Below are 17,900 nucleotides of genomic sequence, written 5' to 3' on the forward strand. Positions count from 1 at the left end.
TTAAATAGATTTAATTTCTCCTTTTTCGAGATGAATTACTTGGGTGCAAATCTGTTTCCAATAGTTGTTTTTACTCACAACAATTAAGGTCCAAGGATGTTTTTCTTCGCTTAAAAAATCTAAAATTTCTCTGCAACTTTCCTCGTCTGATTTGTCCAATGGATTTTCTAAAAACAATAGTTTCGGTTGATTGATAATACAACGAGCCAAAACAATTTTTTGAATTGTTGAGGAATTTATTTGCTTTCCTTCAGATGAGATTCGAGTGTCTAATCCTTTTGGAAGTGCTTTAATGGCTTCGGTTAGTTTTAATTTCTCGATTAATTCAAAAACTATATCCATCTTAATTTCTGGATTATTACAGGTAATGTTTTCTAAAATAGTGCCTTCAAAAGGCATTTCGTGTGCTGTAATAATTCCAATTTTAGAACGATATTCTTCTGAAGAATACTTTTTGTAATTTGTGTTGTTGATAAAAATACTTCCAGAAGTTGGCTCTATCAAACGCGCTAATAAACGAATTAATGTTGTTTTTCCAGAACCATTTTCGCCCAAAATCAAAGTATGTTGTTTCGGTTGAATCGACAAACTAATATTTTTTAATATTTCTTTATCTGATTTTGGATACGCAAATGAAACATTTTCGGTTTCGATTGTAATTTTATTTTTATCTACCAAATAGTTCGAATTTTGAACATCTTCTTCTAATTCCATGTCCACAACTGAACCTAATTTTTCTAAAGAAGTCAGTACATCATAGAATAATTCTAAGCCTGAAAACAGTTTTTCAACAGCTGCAATAATGCTTAATATGATGATTTCAGCCGCCACAAATTGTCCAATATTCATTTGTTGATTGATTACTAGTAATCCTCCAATAATTAGTAATCCAGCAGTGATCAGGATTTTAAATCCAGTTAACTGAATAAATTGCTTCAACAAAACCTGAAAATGGCTTTCACGTTGTTTTAGATATTCATTAACTAATTTGTCATTTTTATGTAACGAAAAATTAAAGATGGAATTACTTTTGAAACTCAAGTGATTTCTGGCAATTTCTTGTAGCCAATGTGCGATTTTGTACTTGTATTTTGATTCTTTTAAACTTGTTTCTAATCCTAAATTGAAGTTCATTTTAAAAATTAAATACAACAACAAAAGCAATATAATTCCAAAGAAAATAAAGAATGAATGATACAAGGAAAGCAATACAATTCCGAAAAAAATTTGTAATGCTGCTCCGGAAATATCCAATAATAGTTTAGAAAACCCTTTTTGAACGGTTAAAGTGTCAAAAAAACGATTTGCTAATTCTGGTGGATATTGATTGTGTAATTCGTTGAATTTTATTTTTGGAAAGCGATAAGCAAATTCAAACGAAGAACGAACAAATATTTTTTGTTGTAAGTTTTCTGTGATTCTAAATTGCATGATTTTTAGTAATCCTACAAAAGCTACTCCGACAACAACAATAATTACCAAAACAATCCAAGATGTGCTTACTTTTCCTGCTTGGATAAAATTGATTATTGATTGAATACCTAATGGTAGCGACAAGCTGATTAATCCTGCAATAATGGAATATAAGAAGATTTGGTAAATATCTTGTTTGTCGATTAAGATGAGGTTTTTGAATCTTTTTAAAGGTGTCATAGCAATATTTTTTTTACCATATCTGTATAGAATTCAGTAGCACATTCTTTTTCAGATAAGTTGGTGATGGTTTTTAAATGATTTTTTAAAAAATGTTGATGCAGTGCGCCTTCCACAACGCTTGAAGCCAAACTTTTTGCATAGGGATAAGCTGGATTTACTTCTTTTATAATGTCAATGATACGATTAATGACTCTTTTATATACTAAGAAAAAACCTTCTTTATTTTCGTTATCCACTTCTTTCGTCATTAAAGTTTTGGTGAACTCTTCAACGATTATTCGACTTAGAATTTCTTCATTAATATGTGGTGTTGAATGGTCGTCAATTATGTTTTCGGTAACAAGTTTAATTGCTTTTTCTAATTTTTCAAACGGGTTTGAAACATTTGTAGTTGCAAAAGCCATTCGATATTCCATCCACGACCAGTACCATGAAGTTAAATATACCAATAATTTATGTTTGTTTTCAAAATAGCGATAAATAGAACTTTCATTTGATTGAATTTTCTCGCCTAATTTTTTGAAAGTGAACGCTTCAAAACCAATTTCATCAATTAGTAGAATGCTGTTTTTTAAAATATTACGTCCTAATTCAGAAGTCTCTGGATCTTTAACGTATAATTTTTCGTTGATGGTTATTTTTAAATTAGATAGTAAATTTTGCATAAATTAATATTTAACAATGCAAATATAATAGTAATACTATTGATATGTAAAAGTTTAACTTTTAATTTAGAATTGTTAAATCAAAAAAAAGAGACTCAAGTTAATGAATCTCTTTTTTTTGAATTTTCGTGTAATGTTTTTTATAATAATGATTTACAAGTCATTACGTTAGGTTTTTCAATTCCCATTAAGTTTAAAATAGTAGGAGCAATATCTCCCAAAACACCATCATGTATCTCTTTTAAATCTTTATCTACTAAAATAATTGGTACCGGGTTGGTTGTATGGGCAGTATTTGGCGAACCATCAGGGTTTATCATTGTTTCACAATTTCCGTGATCGGCTATTATGATTGTTGTATAATTTTTTTCCAAAGCTGTTTCAACCACTTCTTTTACACAAACATCAACAGCTTCGCAGGCTTTAATTGCTGCCGACATTACACCAGTATGGCCCACCATATCACCATTGGCGAAATTTAAACAAACAAAATCAACTTCCCCTTTTTAAGTTCTGGGATTAGGGCATCTTTCAATTCAAAAGCACTCATTTCGGGTTGTAAATCGTATGTGGCTACCTTTGGAGAATTTTTCAAAATACGTGTTTCGCCTTCAAAAGGTTCTTCTCTTCCGCCTGAAAAGAAAAAGGTTACATGAGGGTATTTTTCAGTTTCGGCAATACGAATTTGTTTTTTATTGGCTTTTTCTAAAACCTCTCCAAGCGTTTCGGTAATGTTATCTTTGTCATAAATTACGTGTACATTTTTATAGGTATCATCATAATTTGTCATAGTAACATAATATAAATTCAATTTGTGCATATTGAATTCATGAAAATCTTTTTGCGATAAAACTTCGGTTAATTCTCTTCCTCTATCGGTTCTGAAATTGAAGAAAATTACCACATCATCATTCTCAATTTTTGTCAATGGCTCGTTGTTTTCATCTACCTTAATTAAAGGTTGAATAAACTCGTCTGTTACATTTTCATCATAACTTTTTTGTATGCTTTCTACAAAATTTGTGGTGTGATGACCAATGGAATTAACTAATAAATCGTAAGCTAATTTTACGCGTTCCCAACGTTTATCTCTATCCATTGCATAATATCGGCCAATAACGGTTGCAATTTTTGCATTATAATCTTTTACATACTCTTCTAAATTTTCGATGTCTAATAAAGCCGATTTTGGATCTACATCACGACCATCAGTAAAGGCATGAACAAATATTTTTTCTAAACCATATTCTTTTGCAGCGTCCAATAAACCATATAAATGTGAGGTATGTGAATGCACGCCACCATTAGAAACTAATCCTAAAAAGTGTACTTTTTTATTATTTTCTAAGGCATATTTGAACGCATTAATAAGTGGTTTTTCTTGGTTTACGTTTTTATTTTCAACGGCTAAATTTATTTTTGCTAAGTCTTGATATACAATTCGACCAGCGCCTAAATTCATATGACCAACTTCTGAATTTCCCATTTGACCTTCTGGCAAACCTACATTTAAACCATCGGTTCTAAGTTGAGCATTTGGGTATTTTCTATATAAACTATCAATAAAAGGTGTATTTGCATTGTCAATTGCAGAAACTCTCGGATCAGGTGATTTTCCCCAACCGTCCAATATCATTAAAATTACTTTTTTGTTCATGATTTTGTATTTGTACAAATATAATCATTTGCCAAATTTTTAAATCAAAAAGAGCTTTAAAATTACGAAAACGATTAAGTGATTTACCCTTTCTTAATCCAATTTTTGGCTTGGTTATAATCAATGAAATAGCGAACACTAACTGATAAAACATGGTTCAAATTGTCTTCAAATAAATTAGAGAAATTTGAGTTAAAATTTTTATTAATCTCGCGTTCAAAAGTTGAAGCGTTATTTCTATATAAAATAGACATTTGACTTCCTGGAGCAAACCACCAAGAATAAGACAAATCTAAATTCCATGTACTAAAGTTTGAGTTTTTGTTGCCTGTGTAAGTAGTATTTGGTGTTAAACTCCCATCAGTGTTCAATGTGTTTATTTGATTATTTTCGGCTAGTGACCAATAATGTCTTACCGATAAACTAAAATTCATTACACTACTAATAGAATATTTACTGGTAATAGAATTAGTGTAAGTATCTCTATCTCTTCGGGCGAAAATAATATCTGAATTTTCAAAATCGATAAAGCCGATATCATTTTGTTGTTTGAAATAATCAAAGCTATAAACTAGCGAAAATTTATCGCTAAATCTATATCTTGGGCTGATGTTTATTCCAGCTTCGTAACGATTTTCATTGATTACATGAGTAATATATGGGTTTATGTCTAGGGCAAATTTATTATTGTAATTTGAGGAAAAGTAGAAAAATCCACCTGCATTCTTTGGGTTTACAAAATATCTATTAGCAACTCTAGGTTCATAATAATCGTAATTTTCAAATGGATTGAAGTTTAGACCACCACCAAAATAATGATTTTTCTTATTTGTAGAATTCAAATTGACATTGAAGTTACTCGATTGAATTTGATTAGTTGGTTTGTAAAATTCAAAATAAGAATTAAAATTAATTCGGAATGTATTAAAGGTTTTGTTGGGGTTTAAAATGCGATAATTTGCATTGTTGTATACCGAATAATAGTTTGTTCTAAAATTAATACCTAAGTCGTTATTGTCAAAATCTTTTGAAATATAATCCCCTCCAAAACTATATCTGAATTTACCACTAGTTTCTCCAAAATATAACGAAGCGTTAATTCCGTTAGTGTTTTCAATATCATTAATACTGCTAGATTTAATTCCTCCTGAAATGTTATATTTGTTGGTTTTATTGTTTAAATCAAATAGCAATCCAGTTACATTTGCATCTCTAAAACTTCCATTTCTGGTAACATTTGTATTGATAAAAGTTACCGATGAATTTTGATTAAATCGTTGGTCAAAAACGGTGACATTATAATTAGTAAGTGGAGAAACAATAACTTCTCTTGAAGAAGCATTATCATTATTTAAAACTTTGGCAGATGTCTTTTCGGTAATTGCATTCAAGAATCCTATACCTAATCCATCCTTATCGCGACCAGAAATTTTCATTGCATTTAACAAGTTAATGGCACCAGGATATTTATCTATATATTCATTGTTTTCAAGCACTGGGTAAAAATCAGGTGTTTGACCGATTCTTCTAGAATATAAAAGATTTCCCTTGCTAAACAAGTCTGTTCCTTCTGTGAAAAAAGGACGATTTTCGTTGAATTGTTGCTCAAATGGACCTAAATTTAAGACCACATTGTCAAATTTTGTTTGGCCAAAATCGGGAACCAAGATGGCATCTAATGTAAAAGCATCATTAATACCATATTTAACATCTAAACCGCCTTTAAATTCTCCTTTCGTTTTTTGAGTTTCACTACCCGATAAGTAAAAAGATGAATAAGGAATTAAGAATAACCGTGTAGGAGTTTTAATATTTTCAATTCCATTTAGAATTCCAGCTTGTTGAATAACCGCTCCAATTTTTGAATCTACATGAGTCCAAGTATAAACTTGTCGATCACGTTTAATTTCGCGTACAAAATTTAAGCCCCATGTTTGAATTGCGTCTGATGGAAAACGAAGCGCAGCATATGGAATTTTCATCTCCACTGCCCAGCCAAAATCAGTTATTTTTACTTTACTTTCCCAAATGGCATTCCATGAAAAATCTTCGCCTATTTGCTCCGTAGCTAAACAATCTAGTTGTCCGCCCGCTGCAGTTACAAAAAAACGAAAATCTTGTTGTCCGTCATTGTATCCATTTACAAATATTCCAAAAGCATCTGTAGTTCCAAAATCATCACGCTCTGTAATTTCTTTCATGATTTTTGAGGGTGCGTCATCATATAGTAGCGCACCAACATAGATTGCTTCATCATCATATAAAATTTTGACTTCTGTTTTTTTCTTATTGTCAATTGCTTTCCCATTGTCAGGTTCAAACATTACAAAATCGGAAGCTGTCTCAGCATTTTTCCATGATTCTTCGTTTAAATTAGCATCTATGGTAATCGGTTTATTAATTTTTTGAGTTGTGATGCTTTTTTTAGTTTGTGAAAACGAAAAAAGAAAACTTGCTAAGCAAAAAAGGATAGTAATGCTGAATTTATTTACCATATGACTGAAATTAACGCACAAATTTATGTGATTATCATATAGGTCTACTTTTTTTATATTATGTTTAACTTTTTTCAAAATAATCGATGAAGTACATAAAATTTCGATAAAAAACACAAATTAATTTGTTTATTGAAAAATAATAAATATATTTGGCACTTTCAATAGCAATATAACTACAAGATTAACAATGATTTACAAGTTTTTACCCCTAATTTTATTCTGCGTTTTTTCATTTAAGCCACTAACTACGGCTGATTTGAAAAAAAATTCAGTTTCAATTACCGATCCAAAATTAATAGCAGCTAATGCAAAAGCAACTTTAGAAACAAAGTGTAAAACAGTTTACACAGCTATTGATGCTAATAATTTGTCATTGCCAAAATTTGAAAGTTTTTTTGCTGCTTTTCAAGGTTATGAGATCTTGAAATTGCAAGGCAAAATAGTGAATGAGGTTTTAACGGTTATTGATTTTAGCTTGTCTTCAACTGAAGAGCGAATGTGGGTAATTGACATGAAAACGCAAAAAGTAATTTTGAAAACGCTAGTTGCGCATGGGAGAAATTCGGGTATTGAATTTGCTACAAATTTTTCTAATGAAAATGAATCTTATAAAAGTAGTTTAGGTTTTTATATAACTGGTGAAGTTTATCAAGGAAAGCATGGAACTTCATTACGATTAGATGGAATGGAATATGGAATTAACGATAGAGCTCGTGATAGAGCAGTGGTGATTCATGGTGCGGATTATGTAAGTAAAAAATTAGCAAGAGCACAAGGTTATATAGGAAGAAGTCAAGGATGTCCAGCTGTTCCTTATGAAGTTCATAAACAATTAATTGAGACAATCAAAAATAAATCGTGTATTTTCATCTATCATCCTTCTAGAAATTACATAGTTAAATCTAAGTTAGTTTCTTAGTTTTCTCTAAGTTTTTCAAACAATTCTTTATCTAAATTATAGATATCGTCTCTAAATTGAAGTTGATTGTTTTCGAACCAACTTGTCCAATAGAAAATATGAATATTTACAGTGTCTTTTACAGACACTGTTTTTGTTTTTTCTCGTTTTATAATAGAGTCAATTTCTGCTGATTCCCATTTTTTTGCATTTTCTTTAATTAAAATTTGCTTGGCTAAAACCAATGGGTTTTCAATACGAACACATCCCGAACTTAAAGAACGATTGTTTCTTACAAAATAATCACGGTGATTTGTGTCATGTAAATAAACCAAGTGACTATTCGGAAAATTGAATTTCACCAATCCTAACGAATTATTGTAGCCGGGTTTTTGAACATATCGATAACTATTTGCTCTTGATGGATTCCATTCGTATGGGTTGACTTCTTCACCTTTATTGTTGTAAATAGTTAACTTTCTTGAAGGAAAATAATTTCTATTTTTTGAAGCAGAAGGTGTTAAATCTTCTTTTATAATCGTAGGTGGAATGGTCCAAGTAGGATTAAAAACAAAGTTTGAAAGTTTTGAAGTTAATATTGGTGTTTTTCTTTTTGCTGTTCCAACCACTGTTTTGTGTGTAGCAACTGTATCGTTGTCTACTACATAATTTAGCATATATTCAGGAAGATTTACAATTAAATATTGTTTGCCTAGATCGTTTGGGTACCAACGCCATCTTTCTAAATTGGCAAATATTTGTTCTCTTCTTTCATTTTTTGTCACGTTTAACGCGTTTAAAGTTCCTTTTCCAATAACTCCATCTTGTAGCAACCCGTGACGACCTTGAAATTTTTTAATAGCTTTAAAAGTTAATGTGTCGTATGCCCAAGTTAGGATGGTATCTTTGTTTTTGTAATCGTTCCAATAAGCTAATCTTTTTTTAATTTTTACCATTTCGGGTAAAGTATCGTTCAAAACAATTTTATCTTTTTTAATTTCAATTTTAGAAAATGTAGTATTTGGGAATTTATCTAATGCAATTAAACTTTTTTTAAGTAATTGATATACAATGTGATTTGGTTTTAAGTCTTTAAAGGTAGAAGCTACTTTTTGTTCTTTAATTGCTGTTTCCAATAAAGGAGAAAGTGCAATTTCTTTGGGTTTTAAATCCCAATCGGTATACAATTCTTTTGGATTTAGTTTGCCTTTGTGTAAATGAAGTGCCAATTTTTCAAACGATTCAGTAAGCAAAATATCATACTTTACAATATCTTCATCAGATAATTCGGTTCTTTTGGTTTCTAAAAGATCAATAAATTCGATGGAATAATCTCTAGGATTTAATCCTTCTTGATAACAAAATTTGATTTCGTTGATTAAATCATTTCGGTTTTCATCCAAATACCAAATTTCGTGAAAATTCATTTTTTGATAGTATAATTTTAAACTATCTGATTTGTCTGTAAGTAGCTCTGGATTTACAGGTCTTATAATTACGTCGTGAATAGTATCTTTAATGATGCTATCGTCAAAGGCAACTGATTTATCTTCTTTTTTACAAGAAATAAATATAGTTAGTACTAATAGAGAAGTAATTATCTTCATAGGGAAAATCCGTTTGGACATATAAATGTAATAAAAATCTTTTTAATTTTTCTTAAACATCACAAAATGAATGCCAACATCGGGAATATTAAAAGAATCTCCTAAAACAGTATAACCTGATTTTTTATAAAATGAAACTGCCTTTTCGCGTGCATTGAACCAAATTAAATGGGCTTTTTCTTGCCAACAAAAATTTTCTGCAGCTTTTAAAAGTTGTTCACCATAACCCTTGCTTTGAAAATTTTCTAAAACGGCCATACCTCTAATTTGAAATTGTGTTTTCTCTGAAAAAAGGAGCGAGTTTGTTTTGAAAACCGAAACTACTCCAATTATATTTTCGTTTTCAAATAATCCAAAATGAGTAGTTGTAGTAGCATCATCTCCATTAAAATGACAGGTTTCGATTGGTTTTCCTTTTCTTAAAACCTCTTGACGAACGATGTAAGTTTCTAAAGCAGTAATTTTTTTAACAACTTGCATTTCTAACTATTTATATTTTAACGAATTAACGAATATTGATAAAGCGTCAACAAATTTATAACAAAGGAATTGAAAAAATATGCTTAAAAATTTGCAATTAAAAAAACTTTTAAAGTATATTTGCACCCACAAAATAAGTATTATTTGCTTTTTTGATTTGCGGAAGTAGCTCAGTTGGTAGAGCTCCAGCCTTCCAAGCTGGTTGTCGCGAGTTCGAGCCTCGTCTTCCGCTCCAAAACAAGATAAAGTTTTAAAAATTATCACCTGCGGAAGTAGCTCAGTTGGTAGAGCTCCAGCCTTCCAAGCTGGTTGTCGCGAGTTCGAGCCTCGTCTTCCGCTCCACAAAAAAAGCCTTGCATTTGCAAGGCTTTTTTTATTTCAATTCATTTAGCTCAGTTTCTGGGGCAACTTCTATTGGTGTTTCGCCTCTTTTGAAAATCCGGGCGGTTAAAGTTCCTTTTAATTTAATAGAATCACCTTTTACAGCTAACCAACTTCCTTCTCTCAATCCAACTACAGGTTGCGGATTAAATTGATGAAATTCATTAATTCTCGTTTCTCGCGTTTCACCCATGTGGGTTGAACCTTCAATTGGATCTAAATAATGGGGATTTATATTAAAGGAAACAAAGCCTAAAGTTCTAAAACTTGGTGGATACACAATTGGCATATCGTTTGTAGTGCTCATGGTTAAGCCGCAAATATTGCTTCCTGCGCTGGTTCCAAGGTACGGTGTTCCGTTTTTAACTACTTTTTCTAAAGTATCAATTACATTGTTTTTGTAAAGTTGGCTTACTAATAAAAAGGTGTTTCCGCCTCCGGTGAATATGCCTTTAGCGTTTTCAAGAGCTGCTATTGGATTTTCAAACTCGTGTATTCCTTTGACCGAAATGTTAATTTTCGCAAAAGCTTCGCCTACCTTTTTAGTATATTCTTCATGTGAAATACCGCTTGGACGGGCATAAGGAATAAAAAGAATTTCATTACAATTGGCAAAAAAAGATTGTAATTCGGGCAATAAATAATCTAAGTAACTTCCATTATGTAGTGTTGAGGTACTGGCTATAAGTATATTTTTCATTGATTTTTTTTACAAATTTAAATTATTCTATTAACATAAGTTTATCATCTTGTTAGGATTTCGTTTTGAGGTGTATTTGGTACATTTACAAAAATATTCAATTTTATTTCATGCTAAAAAAACTACTTTTCTTCTTTTTGTGTTTTCCAATGTTCATTTTTTCGCAAAATGATACTGTTATTAGCGGTAAGGTAGTTTCAGAATCTAATAGTTTAGAAGGAATTCATATTTTAAATACTTCTCAAAATAAAGGTGAAATTACAGACGCTCGTGGTTATTTCAAAATAAAAGTAAAAGTAAATGATACCCTGCAATTTAGTGCAGTTCATTTGAAAGCAACACAATATATAATTCAACAACACGACTTAAAAGCTGAATTAATTTTTGTTCAAATGAAATCATTAATTAGTGAGCTGGATGAAATTACGCTTACAGAATATAAAAATATTAATGCCGTTGCATTAGGAATTATTCCTGCAAATCAGAAAACATATACTCCTGCTGAACGTAAACTTGTTACAGCAGAAGAATTTCATTGGTACAGTCCTTTATTAATTCCTTTAGGAGGTATGAGTGTTGACGGATTAATTAATTCCGTTAGCGGAAGAACAAGTATGTTGAAGAAAGAACTTGCAGTGGAACGAAAAGAAGAATTGCAAGCAAAAACTTCTGATTATTTTGAAAGAAAATATTTTACTGATAATTTAAAAATCCCAGAAGAATATGTTGATGGGTTTTTATTTTATATAGTTGAAAATTCTAGTTATATTCGAGCAATGAGAGACAAAAATAAAACAATGGCAACTTTTGTTTTGTCTGGATTAGCAGTTGAATATTTGAAATTAAAAGAAATAGAAACTGAAAAATAGCCAAACCATGAAATATAAAATTTTACTTTTATTTGTTTTAATCATCACCCAAATCAGTTTTTCTCAAGGTGTAGAACGAAAAGTTTTGCGAGGAAAAATTGTTGCGGATTCATTAGAAGTTGAAAACTTAACGGTTTATAATATTACTTCAAACATAGGTGCAATTACGGATGTTGATGGAAAATTCTCAATCAATGCAAGAGCAACTGATACATTATTTATTCAAGGGTTATCATATGATTCTATGCGATATGTATTAACAGATAAAGATTTTTGGCTGCCTGTATTAGAAATAAAATTGCATATAAAAATCACAGAGTTAAATGAAATTATAATTACACCCTATACTTTGACGGGTAATTTAAATGAAGATACGAAACGTATTCAAGTATATGGAGAAGGATTTGCAAAAATTGACGCCAAAGTAGTTAAATATTATGATGATGATATAAGACTTGGAACGCCAGAAAATACCGCAATGCCTAGTCAGTTTGCGCCTAATGGCTCTAATTTTAATTTTATGGCAATTGGTGCAGGTATAATAAGTATGCTTGTGAAAAATGAAAATCCGAAAAAGAATTCTGAACGTGTTTTCGAAGAAAGAAGAATTAGAGATATTCAGTCTAAATCTTTTTCAGAACATATTTATGAACGGTTTTCACATAATTTTTTCATAGAAACTTTAAAAATTAAAAACGAGGATATTCCAATGTATATGAGTTTTGCAGAATTAAACGTCTATGAACTTTCACCTCTTTTAAAAGCAGAAAATGAATTAAAATTGATTGAATACCTTATTAACAAATCAACTGAATTCAAATTGCAAAAAGAAAAAGAATAATTCCTATTTTTACCACATGAAAAAACAATTGTTGCTTTTATTTGTCGTTTTATTTTTAAGTTCATTTAGTGCGCATAAATTTTATGTTTCGGTGACTCAAATTGATTATGTTCCCTCCAAAAAAAGGATTGAAATTACTTATCGAATCTTTATAGATGATTTAGAAAAGGGATTAAACAAAAGATTCAACAAAAAAGTAAATTTAACATCTACCAAAGAATTACCCGAAGCCGAAGAATTAATCAAAAGTTATCTGAAAGAAAAAATAAAAATATCAATCAATAAAAAACCACAAAATATAGAGTTTTTGGCTAGGGAAGTGGAAGGTGATGTGTTAATTTTATACACAAAAATTGCTATTTCAAAAAAAATAAATACCTTCGAAATCTATAATTCATTGTTAACTGAAGTATACTCTGATCAACAAAATATTGTTCATACGAATATAAATAGTAACAAAAAAAGTATTTTGTTGACTAATACAGAATTACAAGAAAAAATTGACTATTAACTACCTAACTATATTATGAAGAATTCTATTGTTTTCAGTGCGTTTTTATCCATAGTGGTGGCTTTTGGAGCAACTGCTCAAGAAGTAAAACCAGACGAAAAAAAACCAGTACAAGGACATTATAATGAGAATAAATTTCGTCAAATGTATGATGAAATGGCAACTCCTAACATGTTCAGAACAGCTTCGGGTGCTCCCGGACCAGCATATTATCAGCAAAAAGCAGATTACAAAATGAATCTGGAATTAGATGATAAAAACAAAAAACTATATGGTTCAGAAACCATCACATACTACAATAATTCACCCGAAAATTTAGAATATTTATGGGTGCAATTAGAACAAAATATTGAAAGACCAGATTCTAAAACACCTTTAGTGGACAACGAAACACTTCCTAAAAGTATTACAACGGATGGATTTGCAAAAAAATTCGTTGAAAACCCTTTTCCAGGCGGATTTAATATTGACTATGTAAAAGATGCTAAAGGAAATGCTATGAAATACACAGTGAATCAAACCATGATGCGTATTGATTTAGCAAAACCTTTAAAAAGTGGTGATAAAATTACATTTTCAATTAAATGGTGGTATAATATTGTAAATTATCAAGAGCAAGCAAACAATGGTCGTTCGGGTTATGAGCAATTTAAAGACGGAAATCGCTTGTATGTAATGGCACAGTTTTTTCCAAGAATGGCGGTTTATAATGATGTTGAAGGTTGGCAAAATATGCAGTTTTGGGGAAGAGGTGAGTTTGCTTTAGTTTTTGGAGATTACGAAGTAAATATTACAGTTCCTGCTGACCACGTAATGGAAGCTACAGGAGTATTACAAAATAGAGGTGAAGTGTTTACACCTGCACAAGTAAAACGTTGGGAATTAGCCGAAAAAACATTTGATAAGCCAGTTGTTATTGTAACACAAGAAGAAGCAACTGCAAAAGAAAGCAGTTTTTCTGACCAAAAGAAAACATGGAAGTTCAAAGCACAAAATGTACGTGATTTTGGTTTTTCAACTTCAAGAAAATTTATAATTGATGCAATGGCTGTTGATTTACCAACAAATAAACCATTGGCTATTTCTATTTATCCTAAAGAAGCTAATCCACTTTGGGGAGATTTATCAACAAAAGCAGTTGCTCACACCTTAAAAACATATTCACATTATACATTTGATTATCCATATCCAAAAGCTGTTTCAGTTTCTGCAGAAGACCAAGGAATGGAATATCCAATGATTTGCTGGAACTATGGTCGTCCTGATGAAACAGGATTTGTAAGCGATAGAATTAAATACGGAATGTTAGGCGTAATTATCCACGAAGTTGGACATAATTTCTTTCCAATGATTGTAAATTCAGACGAAAGACAATGGACTTGGATGGACGAAGGATTAAATACCTTTTTAGAATATTTAACCGAAACTACATTTGATCCAAATTTTCCTGCAACACGCGGACCAGCAAAAAATATTGTGCCTTATATGAAAGGAAATCAACAATATTTAGAACCAATTATGTCGAATTCTGAAAATATTTACAATTTTGGTGCAAACGCTTATGGAAAACCAGCTACAGGATTAAATATTTTAAGAGAAACTATTATGGGTCATGAACTGTTTGATCATGCTTTCAAAACCTATGCAAACCGTTGGAAATTTAAACATCCTACACCAGAAGATTTCTTTAGAACAATGGAAGATGCATCTGCAGTAGATTTAGATTGGTTTTGGAGAGGTTGGTTTTATTCAACAGACGTTACTGATATTGCAGTGAAAGATGTAAAACAATATTATGTTATTGAGCAAGATCCAAAAGAAGCAAAAGCACAATTCAATAGAAGAGGAAGAAAAATTGGTGATGAAAATCAACCGATGTTGAAAATGGTTTTAGAAGGTTCAACAGAGTTTAAACCAGAATTGAAAAATGGTTTTGATTATTCTAAAGTTCAAGCATTAAATGATTATTTGAATAAAAATTATACCGCGGAAGAAATCAGTAAATTAAGTACGCCTAAGTTTTTCTACGAAGTAGAATTTGCAAAACCAGGAGGATTGATTATGCCAATTATTGTAGAACTTCAGTTTGAGGACGGAACTTCAGAAATACAAACGTTTCCAGCTCAAATTTGGAGAAGAAATAATGAAACTGCAAAACGAGTTTTTGCTACCGAAAAGAAAGTAGTAAAAATTCAACTGGATCCAAAATTAGAAACAGCTGATGTAGATGTTACTAACAATTTTTGGCCAAACGGAACGGTGGAATCAAAATTTGATTCATTAGAGAAAAAATAAGAATTAAGACTATCTTCGGATAGTCTTTTTTTTTGATTACTTTAAGATAAATAGGTTTAAAAACTTTGTAACTTTGCGAAGTTAACTTTCAAAATTAGATTATGTTTGGAATTGGTGGCGGTGAATTATTTTTCATCATTTTAGTCGTATTAATGTTATTTGGGTCTGATAAGATTCCTGATATTGCTCGTGCTCTAGGAAAAGGTATGGCGCAATTAAAAAACGCTACCAACGAAATCAAGAATGAAATACATAACGGTGCAAAAGACAGCGGTTTGGATATGAATACCTTAACGGGTGGTATTTCAGATGAAATTAATAAAGCCAAAGAAGGTATTAATAAAATGGTAAATCCCATTGAAAATATTGATTTAGGCATCGAAAATCCGATAGAAAAAGTACAAGAAGATATTGAAACTATTACTGGACCTATTAAAAGACAATTGTAATTTTGGAACAACTGATTAATTTAGATAAAGAATTATTTGTTTTTTTAAACAATTTAGGCAGCGAACCTTTTGATGCTTTTTGGAAAATTATCACCAAGCAAATTTATTGGACACCTTTTTTTTTAGCCGTTTTTTATTTGCTACAGCGAAAAGTAGGTTGGAAGAATTTAGGTGTTATTATTCTTTTTTTAGCCGTTTTAATCACATTTACCGACCAAATAACAAATGTATTCAAAAATACTTTTGAACGTTTAAGACCTTGTAATGTTCCTGAATTTGATGGTGTAATAAGAGAAGTTATCACCCGAAAATCATTCAGTTTTTTCTCTGGTCATGCTGCCAATTCAATGGCTTCCACCATGTTTGTTTTCTTGGTAATTAGAAAATTTTATAAGCACACTTTTTTGTTATTCTTGTTTCCACTCATATTTGCATATAGTAGAATTTACCTTGGATTGCACTTTCCAGGTGATATTTTAGCTGGGTATTTGTTTGGAGGGAGTTCTGGTTTTGTTTTTTATAAAATTTATAACCATTATTCCAATAAATATAATTGGTTATCCAAAAACTGAACACTGCGACTGAACACTACAAAACCCTACTAACCGTCAAGCCATCACGAATAGGTAACAAAACAGTTTCAACTCTTGGGTCTTCTTTTAAAAGCTTATTGTATTCTAATAAAACCTGCGTACTCATGTCGTTTGCTTTCACTTCTTCCAATACTTTTCCACTCCACAACACATTATCGGATAAAATAATGCCGCCTTTGTTCATCATCGGAACAATCAAATGAAAATAATTCACATAATTTTCTTTATCGGCATCAATAAAAACCAAATCAAATTTTTTGTTTAATGTTGGAATAATTTCAATGGCATCTCCTAAATGTTGGATAATTTGTGTACTCCATGGCGAAGCATCAAAATATTTTTTTTGGAAATCAACTAATTCTTCTTCGATATCAATAGTGTCTAAAGTGCCGTTTTCAGGCAAACCTTCTGCCAAACACAAAGCTGCATAACCCGTATATGTACCAATTTCAAGAATATGTATTGGACGAATAATTTTAGATAACATACTCAAAACTCTACCTTGAAAATGACCGCTTAACATTCTTGGTTGAAGAATTTTCTGATGCGTTTCTTTATTAAGTTTTGCTAATAATTCAGGTTCATTTTCTGAATGATTGGCTACGTAATCTTCTAAATCTTCTGATATAAAATGCATGATGAAATCAAATTTCGACAAAAATACGAATTAACAATTAAACGAATTAACATTTTAACCTAACTTTGCACCATGCAAATCGAGAAAAAAGACATACGAGCACTTACAAAAGAACAATTGCGTAACTTTTTTGTTTCAAACGGAGACAAAGCCTTTCGTGGTAACCAAGTTTACGAATGGTTATGGCAAAAACGGGCGCATACTTTTGAGGACATGACCAATGTGTCTAAGGAAACACGTTCAATGTTAGAAGCTAACTTTGTAATCAATCACATTAAAGTTGATACGTTACAACGTAGCGAAGACGGAACCGTTAAAAACGCCGTTCGTTTGCATGATGATTTAATTGTAGAATCGGTTTTAATTCCTACTGAAACCCGAACTACTGCCTGTGTTTCTTCGCAAGTAGGTTGCAGTTTAGATTGTAATTTTTGTGCTACTGCTCGTTTAAAACGCATGCGAAATTTAGAACCAGGTGAAATTTACGACCAAGTTGCTGCTATTGATAACGAAAGTCGTTTGTATTATGACCGCCCACTGTCAAATATTGTTTTTATGGGAATGGGTGAGCCGTTGATGAATTATCCAAACGTAATGAAAGCTATCGATATGATTACGTCTCCCGAAGGTTTAGGGATGTCGCCAAAACGCATCACAGTTTCAACTTCTGGAATTCCGAAAATGATTAAAAAAATGGCCGATGATGACGTAAAATTCAAATTAGCGGTTTCATTACATTCAGCGGTTGAAGAAATTCGAAATGAAATCATGCCTTTTACCAAGAATTTTCCATTGACCGATTTGCGTGAGAGTTTAGAATATTGGTACCGAAAAACCAAGAGCAAAATCACTTACGAATATGTGGTTTGGAAAGGAATCAATGACGATAAAAAGTCGATTGATGCTTTGGTTAAATTCTGTAAATATGTACCCTGTAAAGTCAATCTTATTGAATATAATCCTATTGACGACGGAATGTTTCAACAAGCATCAGAAGACGCCACAAACGCTTATATTACTGCTTTAGCAAAAAGTAATATTGTTGCAAAAGTGAGAAGAAGTCGTGGTAAAGATATTGATGCAGCTTGTGGTCAATTGGCGAATAAATCGTAATCTAAGATTTATCATTCTGAACTCGTTTTGGAATCAGTTTTCAGAATTTT

15 protein-coding genes, 2 tRNA genes and 1 pseudogene are annotated in these 17,900 nt (G+C 31.1%); 10 read left to right on the top strand and 8 right to left on the bottom strand.

Annotated elements, in window-relative coordinates:
- The 4 genes and pseudogenes from OLM52_RS13180 to OLM52_RS13195 form a co-directional block, all read right to left on the bottom strand.
- Positions 1 to 1,653, bottom strand: a complete 1,653-nt coding sequence (locus OLM52_RS13180) for a peptidase domain-containing ABC transporter (protein WP_264548958.1) — start codon at positions 1,651 to 1,653, stop codon at positions 1 to 3.
- Entirely contained in the window at positions 1,650 to 2,321 is a 672-nt protein-coding gene (locus tag OLM52_RS13185) for a TetR/AcrR family transcriptional regulator (protein WP_264548959.1), read from the bottom strand. The genes OLM52_RS13180 and OLM52_RS13185 overlap by 4 nt, the downstream gene beginning before the upstream one ends.
- A gap of 140 nt (positions 2,322 to 2,461) precedes the next feature.
- Positions 2,462 to 3,978 (bottom strand): annotated as a pseudogene (gpmI, locus tag OLM52_RS13190) (2,3-bisphosphoglycerate-independent phosphoglycerate mutase).
- An 83-nt stretch (positions 3,979 to 4,061) separates the two neighbouring features.
- Positions 4,062 to 6,473 (bottom strand): carbohydrate binding family 9 domain-containing protein, encoded by a 2,412-nt coding sequence (locus OLM52_RS13195; protein WP_264548960.1) that lies wholly within the window; start codon positions 6,471 to 6,473, stop codon positions 4,062 to 4,064.
- 259 nt (positions 6,474 to 6,732) lie between these two features.
- Here OLM52_RS13195 and OLM52_RS13200 point away from each other — a divergent pair, with 259 nt between their 5' ends.
- Positions 6,733 to 7,395 (top strand): murein L,D-transpeptidase catalytic domain family protein, encoded by a 663-nt coding sequence (locus OLM52_RS13200; protein WP_319800212.1) that lies wholly within the window; start codon positions 6,733 to 6,735, stop codon positions 7,393 to 7,395.
- Here OLM52_RS13200 and OLM52_RS13205 read toward each other — a convergent pair.
- On the bottom strand, positions 7,392 to 8,981 hold the full coding sequence (locus OLM52_RS13205) for a L,D-transpeptidase family protein (protein WP_264548962.1): 1,590 nt from the start codon (positions 8,979 to 8,981) through the stop codon (positions 7,392 to 7,394). The genes OLM52_RS13200 and OLM52_RS13205 overlap by 4 nt on opposite strands.
- A gap of 42 nt (positions 8,982 to 9,023) precedes the next feature.
- Complete coding sequence (locus OLM52_RS13210) at positions 9,024 to 9,461, bottom strand: GNAT family N-acetyltransferase (RefSeq protein ID WP_264548963.1); 438 nt, start codon at positions 9,459 to 9,461, stop codon at positions 9,024 to 9,026.
- A 159-nt stretch (positions 9,462 to 9,620) separates the two neighbouring features.
- Here OLM52_RS13210 and OLM52_RS13215 point away from each other — a divergent pair.
- Together OLM52_RS13215 and OLM52_RS13220 are read left to right on the top strand one after the other, a co-directional pair.
- Positions 9,621 to 9,696 (top strand) — tRNA-Gly (locus OLM52_RS13215).
- 31 nt (positions 9,697 to 9,727) lie between these two features.
- Positions 9,728 to 9,803: transfer RNA gene (locus OLM52_RS13220), tRNA-Gly, on the top strand.
- A 31-nt stretch (positions 9,804 to 9,834) separates the two neighbouring features.
- On the opposite strand, the gene pepE is transcribed toward OLM52_RS13220, so the two are convergent.
- A complete protein-coding gene (gene pepE, locus OLM52_RS13225) occupies positions 9,835 to 10,542 on the bottom strand; it encodes a dipeptidase PepE (protein ID WP_264548964.1) in 708 nt (235 codons plus the stop codon).
- Positions 10,543 to 10,652: 110 nt separating this feature from the next.
- Between pepE and OLM52_RS13230 the strand changes: the two genes are divergently transcribed.
- The 6 genes from OLM52_RS13230 to OLM52_RS13255 all read left to right on the top strand — a co-directional run bounded on the left by OLM52_RS13230 (position 10,653) and on the right by OLM52_RS13255 (position 16,079).
- The gene (locus OLM52_RS13230) at positions 10,653 to 11,411 is read left to right on the top strand and encodes a carboxypeptidase-like regulatory domain-containing protein (protein WP_264548965.1); all 759 of its coding nucleotides are present in this window, start codon (positions 10,653 to 10,655) and stop codon (positions 11,409 to 11,411) included.
- Positions 11,412 to 11,418: 7 nt separating this feature from the next.
- Positions 11,419 to 12,252: a carboxypeptidase-like regulatory domain-containing protein gene (locus tag OLM52_RS13235; RefSeq protein ID WP_264548966.1), complete on the top strand. Its 834-nt coding sequence runs from the start codon at positions 11,419 to 11,421 to the stop codon at positions 12,250 to 12,252.
- 16 nt (positions 12,253 to 12,268) lie between these two features.
- A complete protein-coding gene (locus tag OLM52_RS13240) occupies positions 12,269 to 12,763 on the top strand; it encodes a DUF6702 family protein (protein WP_264548967.1) in 495 nt (164 codons plus the stop codon).
- Between the two features lie 15 nt (positions 12,764 to 12,778).
- On the top strand, positions 12,779 to 15,058 hold the full coding sequence (locus OLM52_RS13245) for a M1 family metallopeptidase (RefSeq protein WP_264548968.1): 2,280 nt from the start codon (positions 12,779 to 12,781) through the stop codon (positions 15,056 to 15,058).
- A 101-nt stretch (positions 15,059 to 15,159) separates the two neighbouring features.
- Positions 15,160 to 15,507, top strand: a complete 348-nt coding sequence (locus OLM52_RS13250; protein WP_264548969.1) for a twin-arginine translocase TatA/TatE family subunit — start codon at positions 15,160 to 15,162, stop codon at positions 15,505 to 15,507.
- Positions 15,507 to 16,079: a phosphatase PAP2 family protein gene (locus tag OLM52_RS13255; protein WP_264550553.1), complete on the top strand. Its 573-nt coding sequence runs from the start codon at positions 15,507 to 15,509 to the stop codon at positions 16,077 to 16,079. The genes OLM52_RS13250 and OLM52_RS13255 overlap by 1 nt, the downstream gene beginning before the upstream one ends.
- A gap of 16 nt (positions 16,080 to 16,095) precedes the next feature.
- Here OLM52_RS13255 and OLM52_RS13260 read toward each other — a convergent pair whose 3' ends face one another.
- Complete coding sequence (locus tag OLM52_RS13260) at positions 16,096 to 16,737, bottom strand: O-methyltransferase (RefSeq protein WP_264548970.1); 642 nt, start codon at positions 16,735 to 16,737, stop codon at positions 16,096 to 16,098.
- A 72-nt stretch (positions 16,738 to 16,809) separates the two neighbouring features.
- Between OLM52_RS13260 and rlmN the strand changes: the two genes are divergently transcribed.
- Positions 16,810 to 17,850, top strand: a complete 1,041-nt coding sequence (rlmN, locus tag OLM52_RS13265; protein ID WP_264548971.1) for a 23S rRNA (adenine(2503)-C(2))-methyltransferase RlmN — start codon at positions 16,810 to 16,812, stop codon at positions 17,848 to 17,850.
- The last annotated feature ends 50 nt before the right edge of the window (positions 17,851 to 17,900 follow it).

This window comes from Flavobacterium sp. N2820 (genome assembly GCF_025947285.1).
Lineage (GTDB): Bacteria > Bacteroidota > Bacteroidia > Flavobacteriales > Flavobacteriaceae > Flavobacterium.

Excerpts from the sequence above, each read along its gene's own strand:
- OLM52_RS13235 (WP_264548966.1), top strand. The coding sequence starts at position 11,419 with ATGAAATATAAAATTTTACTTTTATTTGTTTTAATCATCACCCAAATC.
- pepE (WP_264548964.1), bottom strand. The coding sequence starts at position 10,542 with ATGAAAAATATACTTATAGCCAGTACCTCAACACTACATAATGGAAGT.
- OLM52_RS13210 (WP_264548963.1), bottom strand. The coding sequence starts at position 9,461 with ATGCAAGTTGTTAAAAAAATTACTGCTTTAGAAACTTACATCGTTCGT.
- OLM52_RS13230 (WP_264548965.1), top strand. The coding sequence starts at position 10,653 with ATGCTAAAAAAACTACTTTTCTTCTTTTTGTGTTTTCCAATGTTCATT.
- OLM52_RS13260 (WP_264548970.1), bottom strand. The coding sequence starts at position 16,737 with ATGCATTTTATATCAGAAGATTTAGAAGATTACGTAGCCAATCATTCA.
- OLM52_RS13250 (WP_264548969.1), top strand. The coding sequence starts at position 15,160 with ATGTTTGGAATTGGTGGCGGTGAATTATTTTTCATCATTTTAGTCGTA.
- OLM52_RS13240 (WP_264548967.1), top strand. The coding sequence starts at position 12,269 with ATGAAAAAACAATTGTTGCTTTTATTTGTCGTTTTATTTTTAAGTTCA.
- OLM52_RS13205 (WP_264548962.1), bottom strand. The coding sequence starts at position 8,981 with ATGAAGATAATTACTTCTCTATTAGTACTAACTATATTTATTTCTTGT.
- OLM52_RS13185 (WP_264548959.1), bottom strand. The coding sequence starts at position 2,321 with ATGCAAAATTTACTATCTAATTTAAAAATAACCATCAACGAAAAATTA.
- OLM52_RS13245 (WP_264548968.1), top strand. The coding sequence starts at position 12,779 with ATGAAGAATTCTATTGTTTTCAGTGCGTTTTTATCCATAGTGGTGGCT.
- OLM52_RS13195 (WP_264548960.1), bottom strand. The coding sequence starts at position 6,473 with ATGGTAAATAAATTCAGCATTACTATCCTTTTTTGCTTAGCAAGTTTT.
- OLM52_RS13180 (WP_264548958.1), bottom strand. The coding sequence starts at position 1,653 with ATGACACCTTTAAAAAGATTCAAAAACCTCATCTTAATCGACAAACAA.
- rlmN (WP_264548971.1), top strand. The coding sequence starts at position 16,810 with ATGCAAATCGAGAAAAAAGACATACGAGCACTTACAAAAGAACAATTG.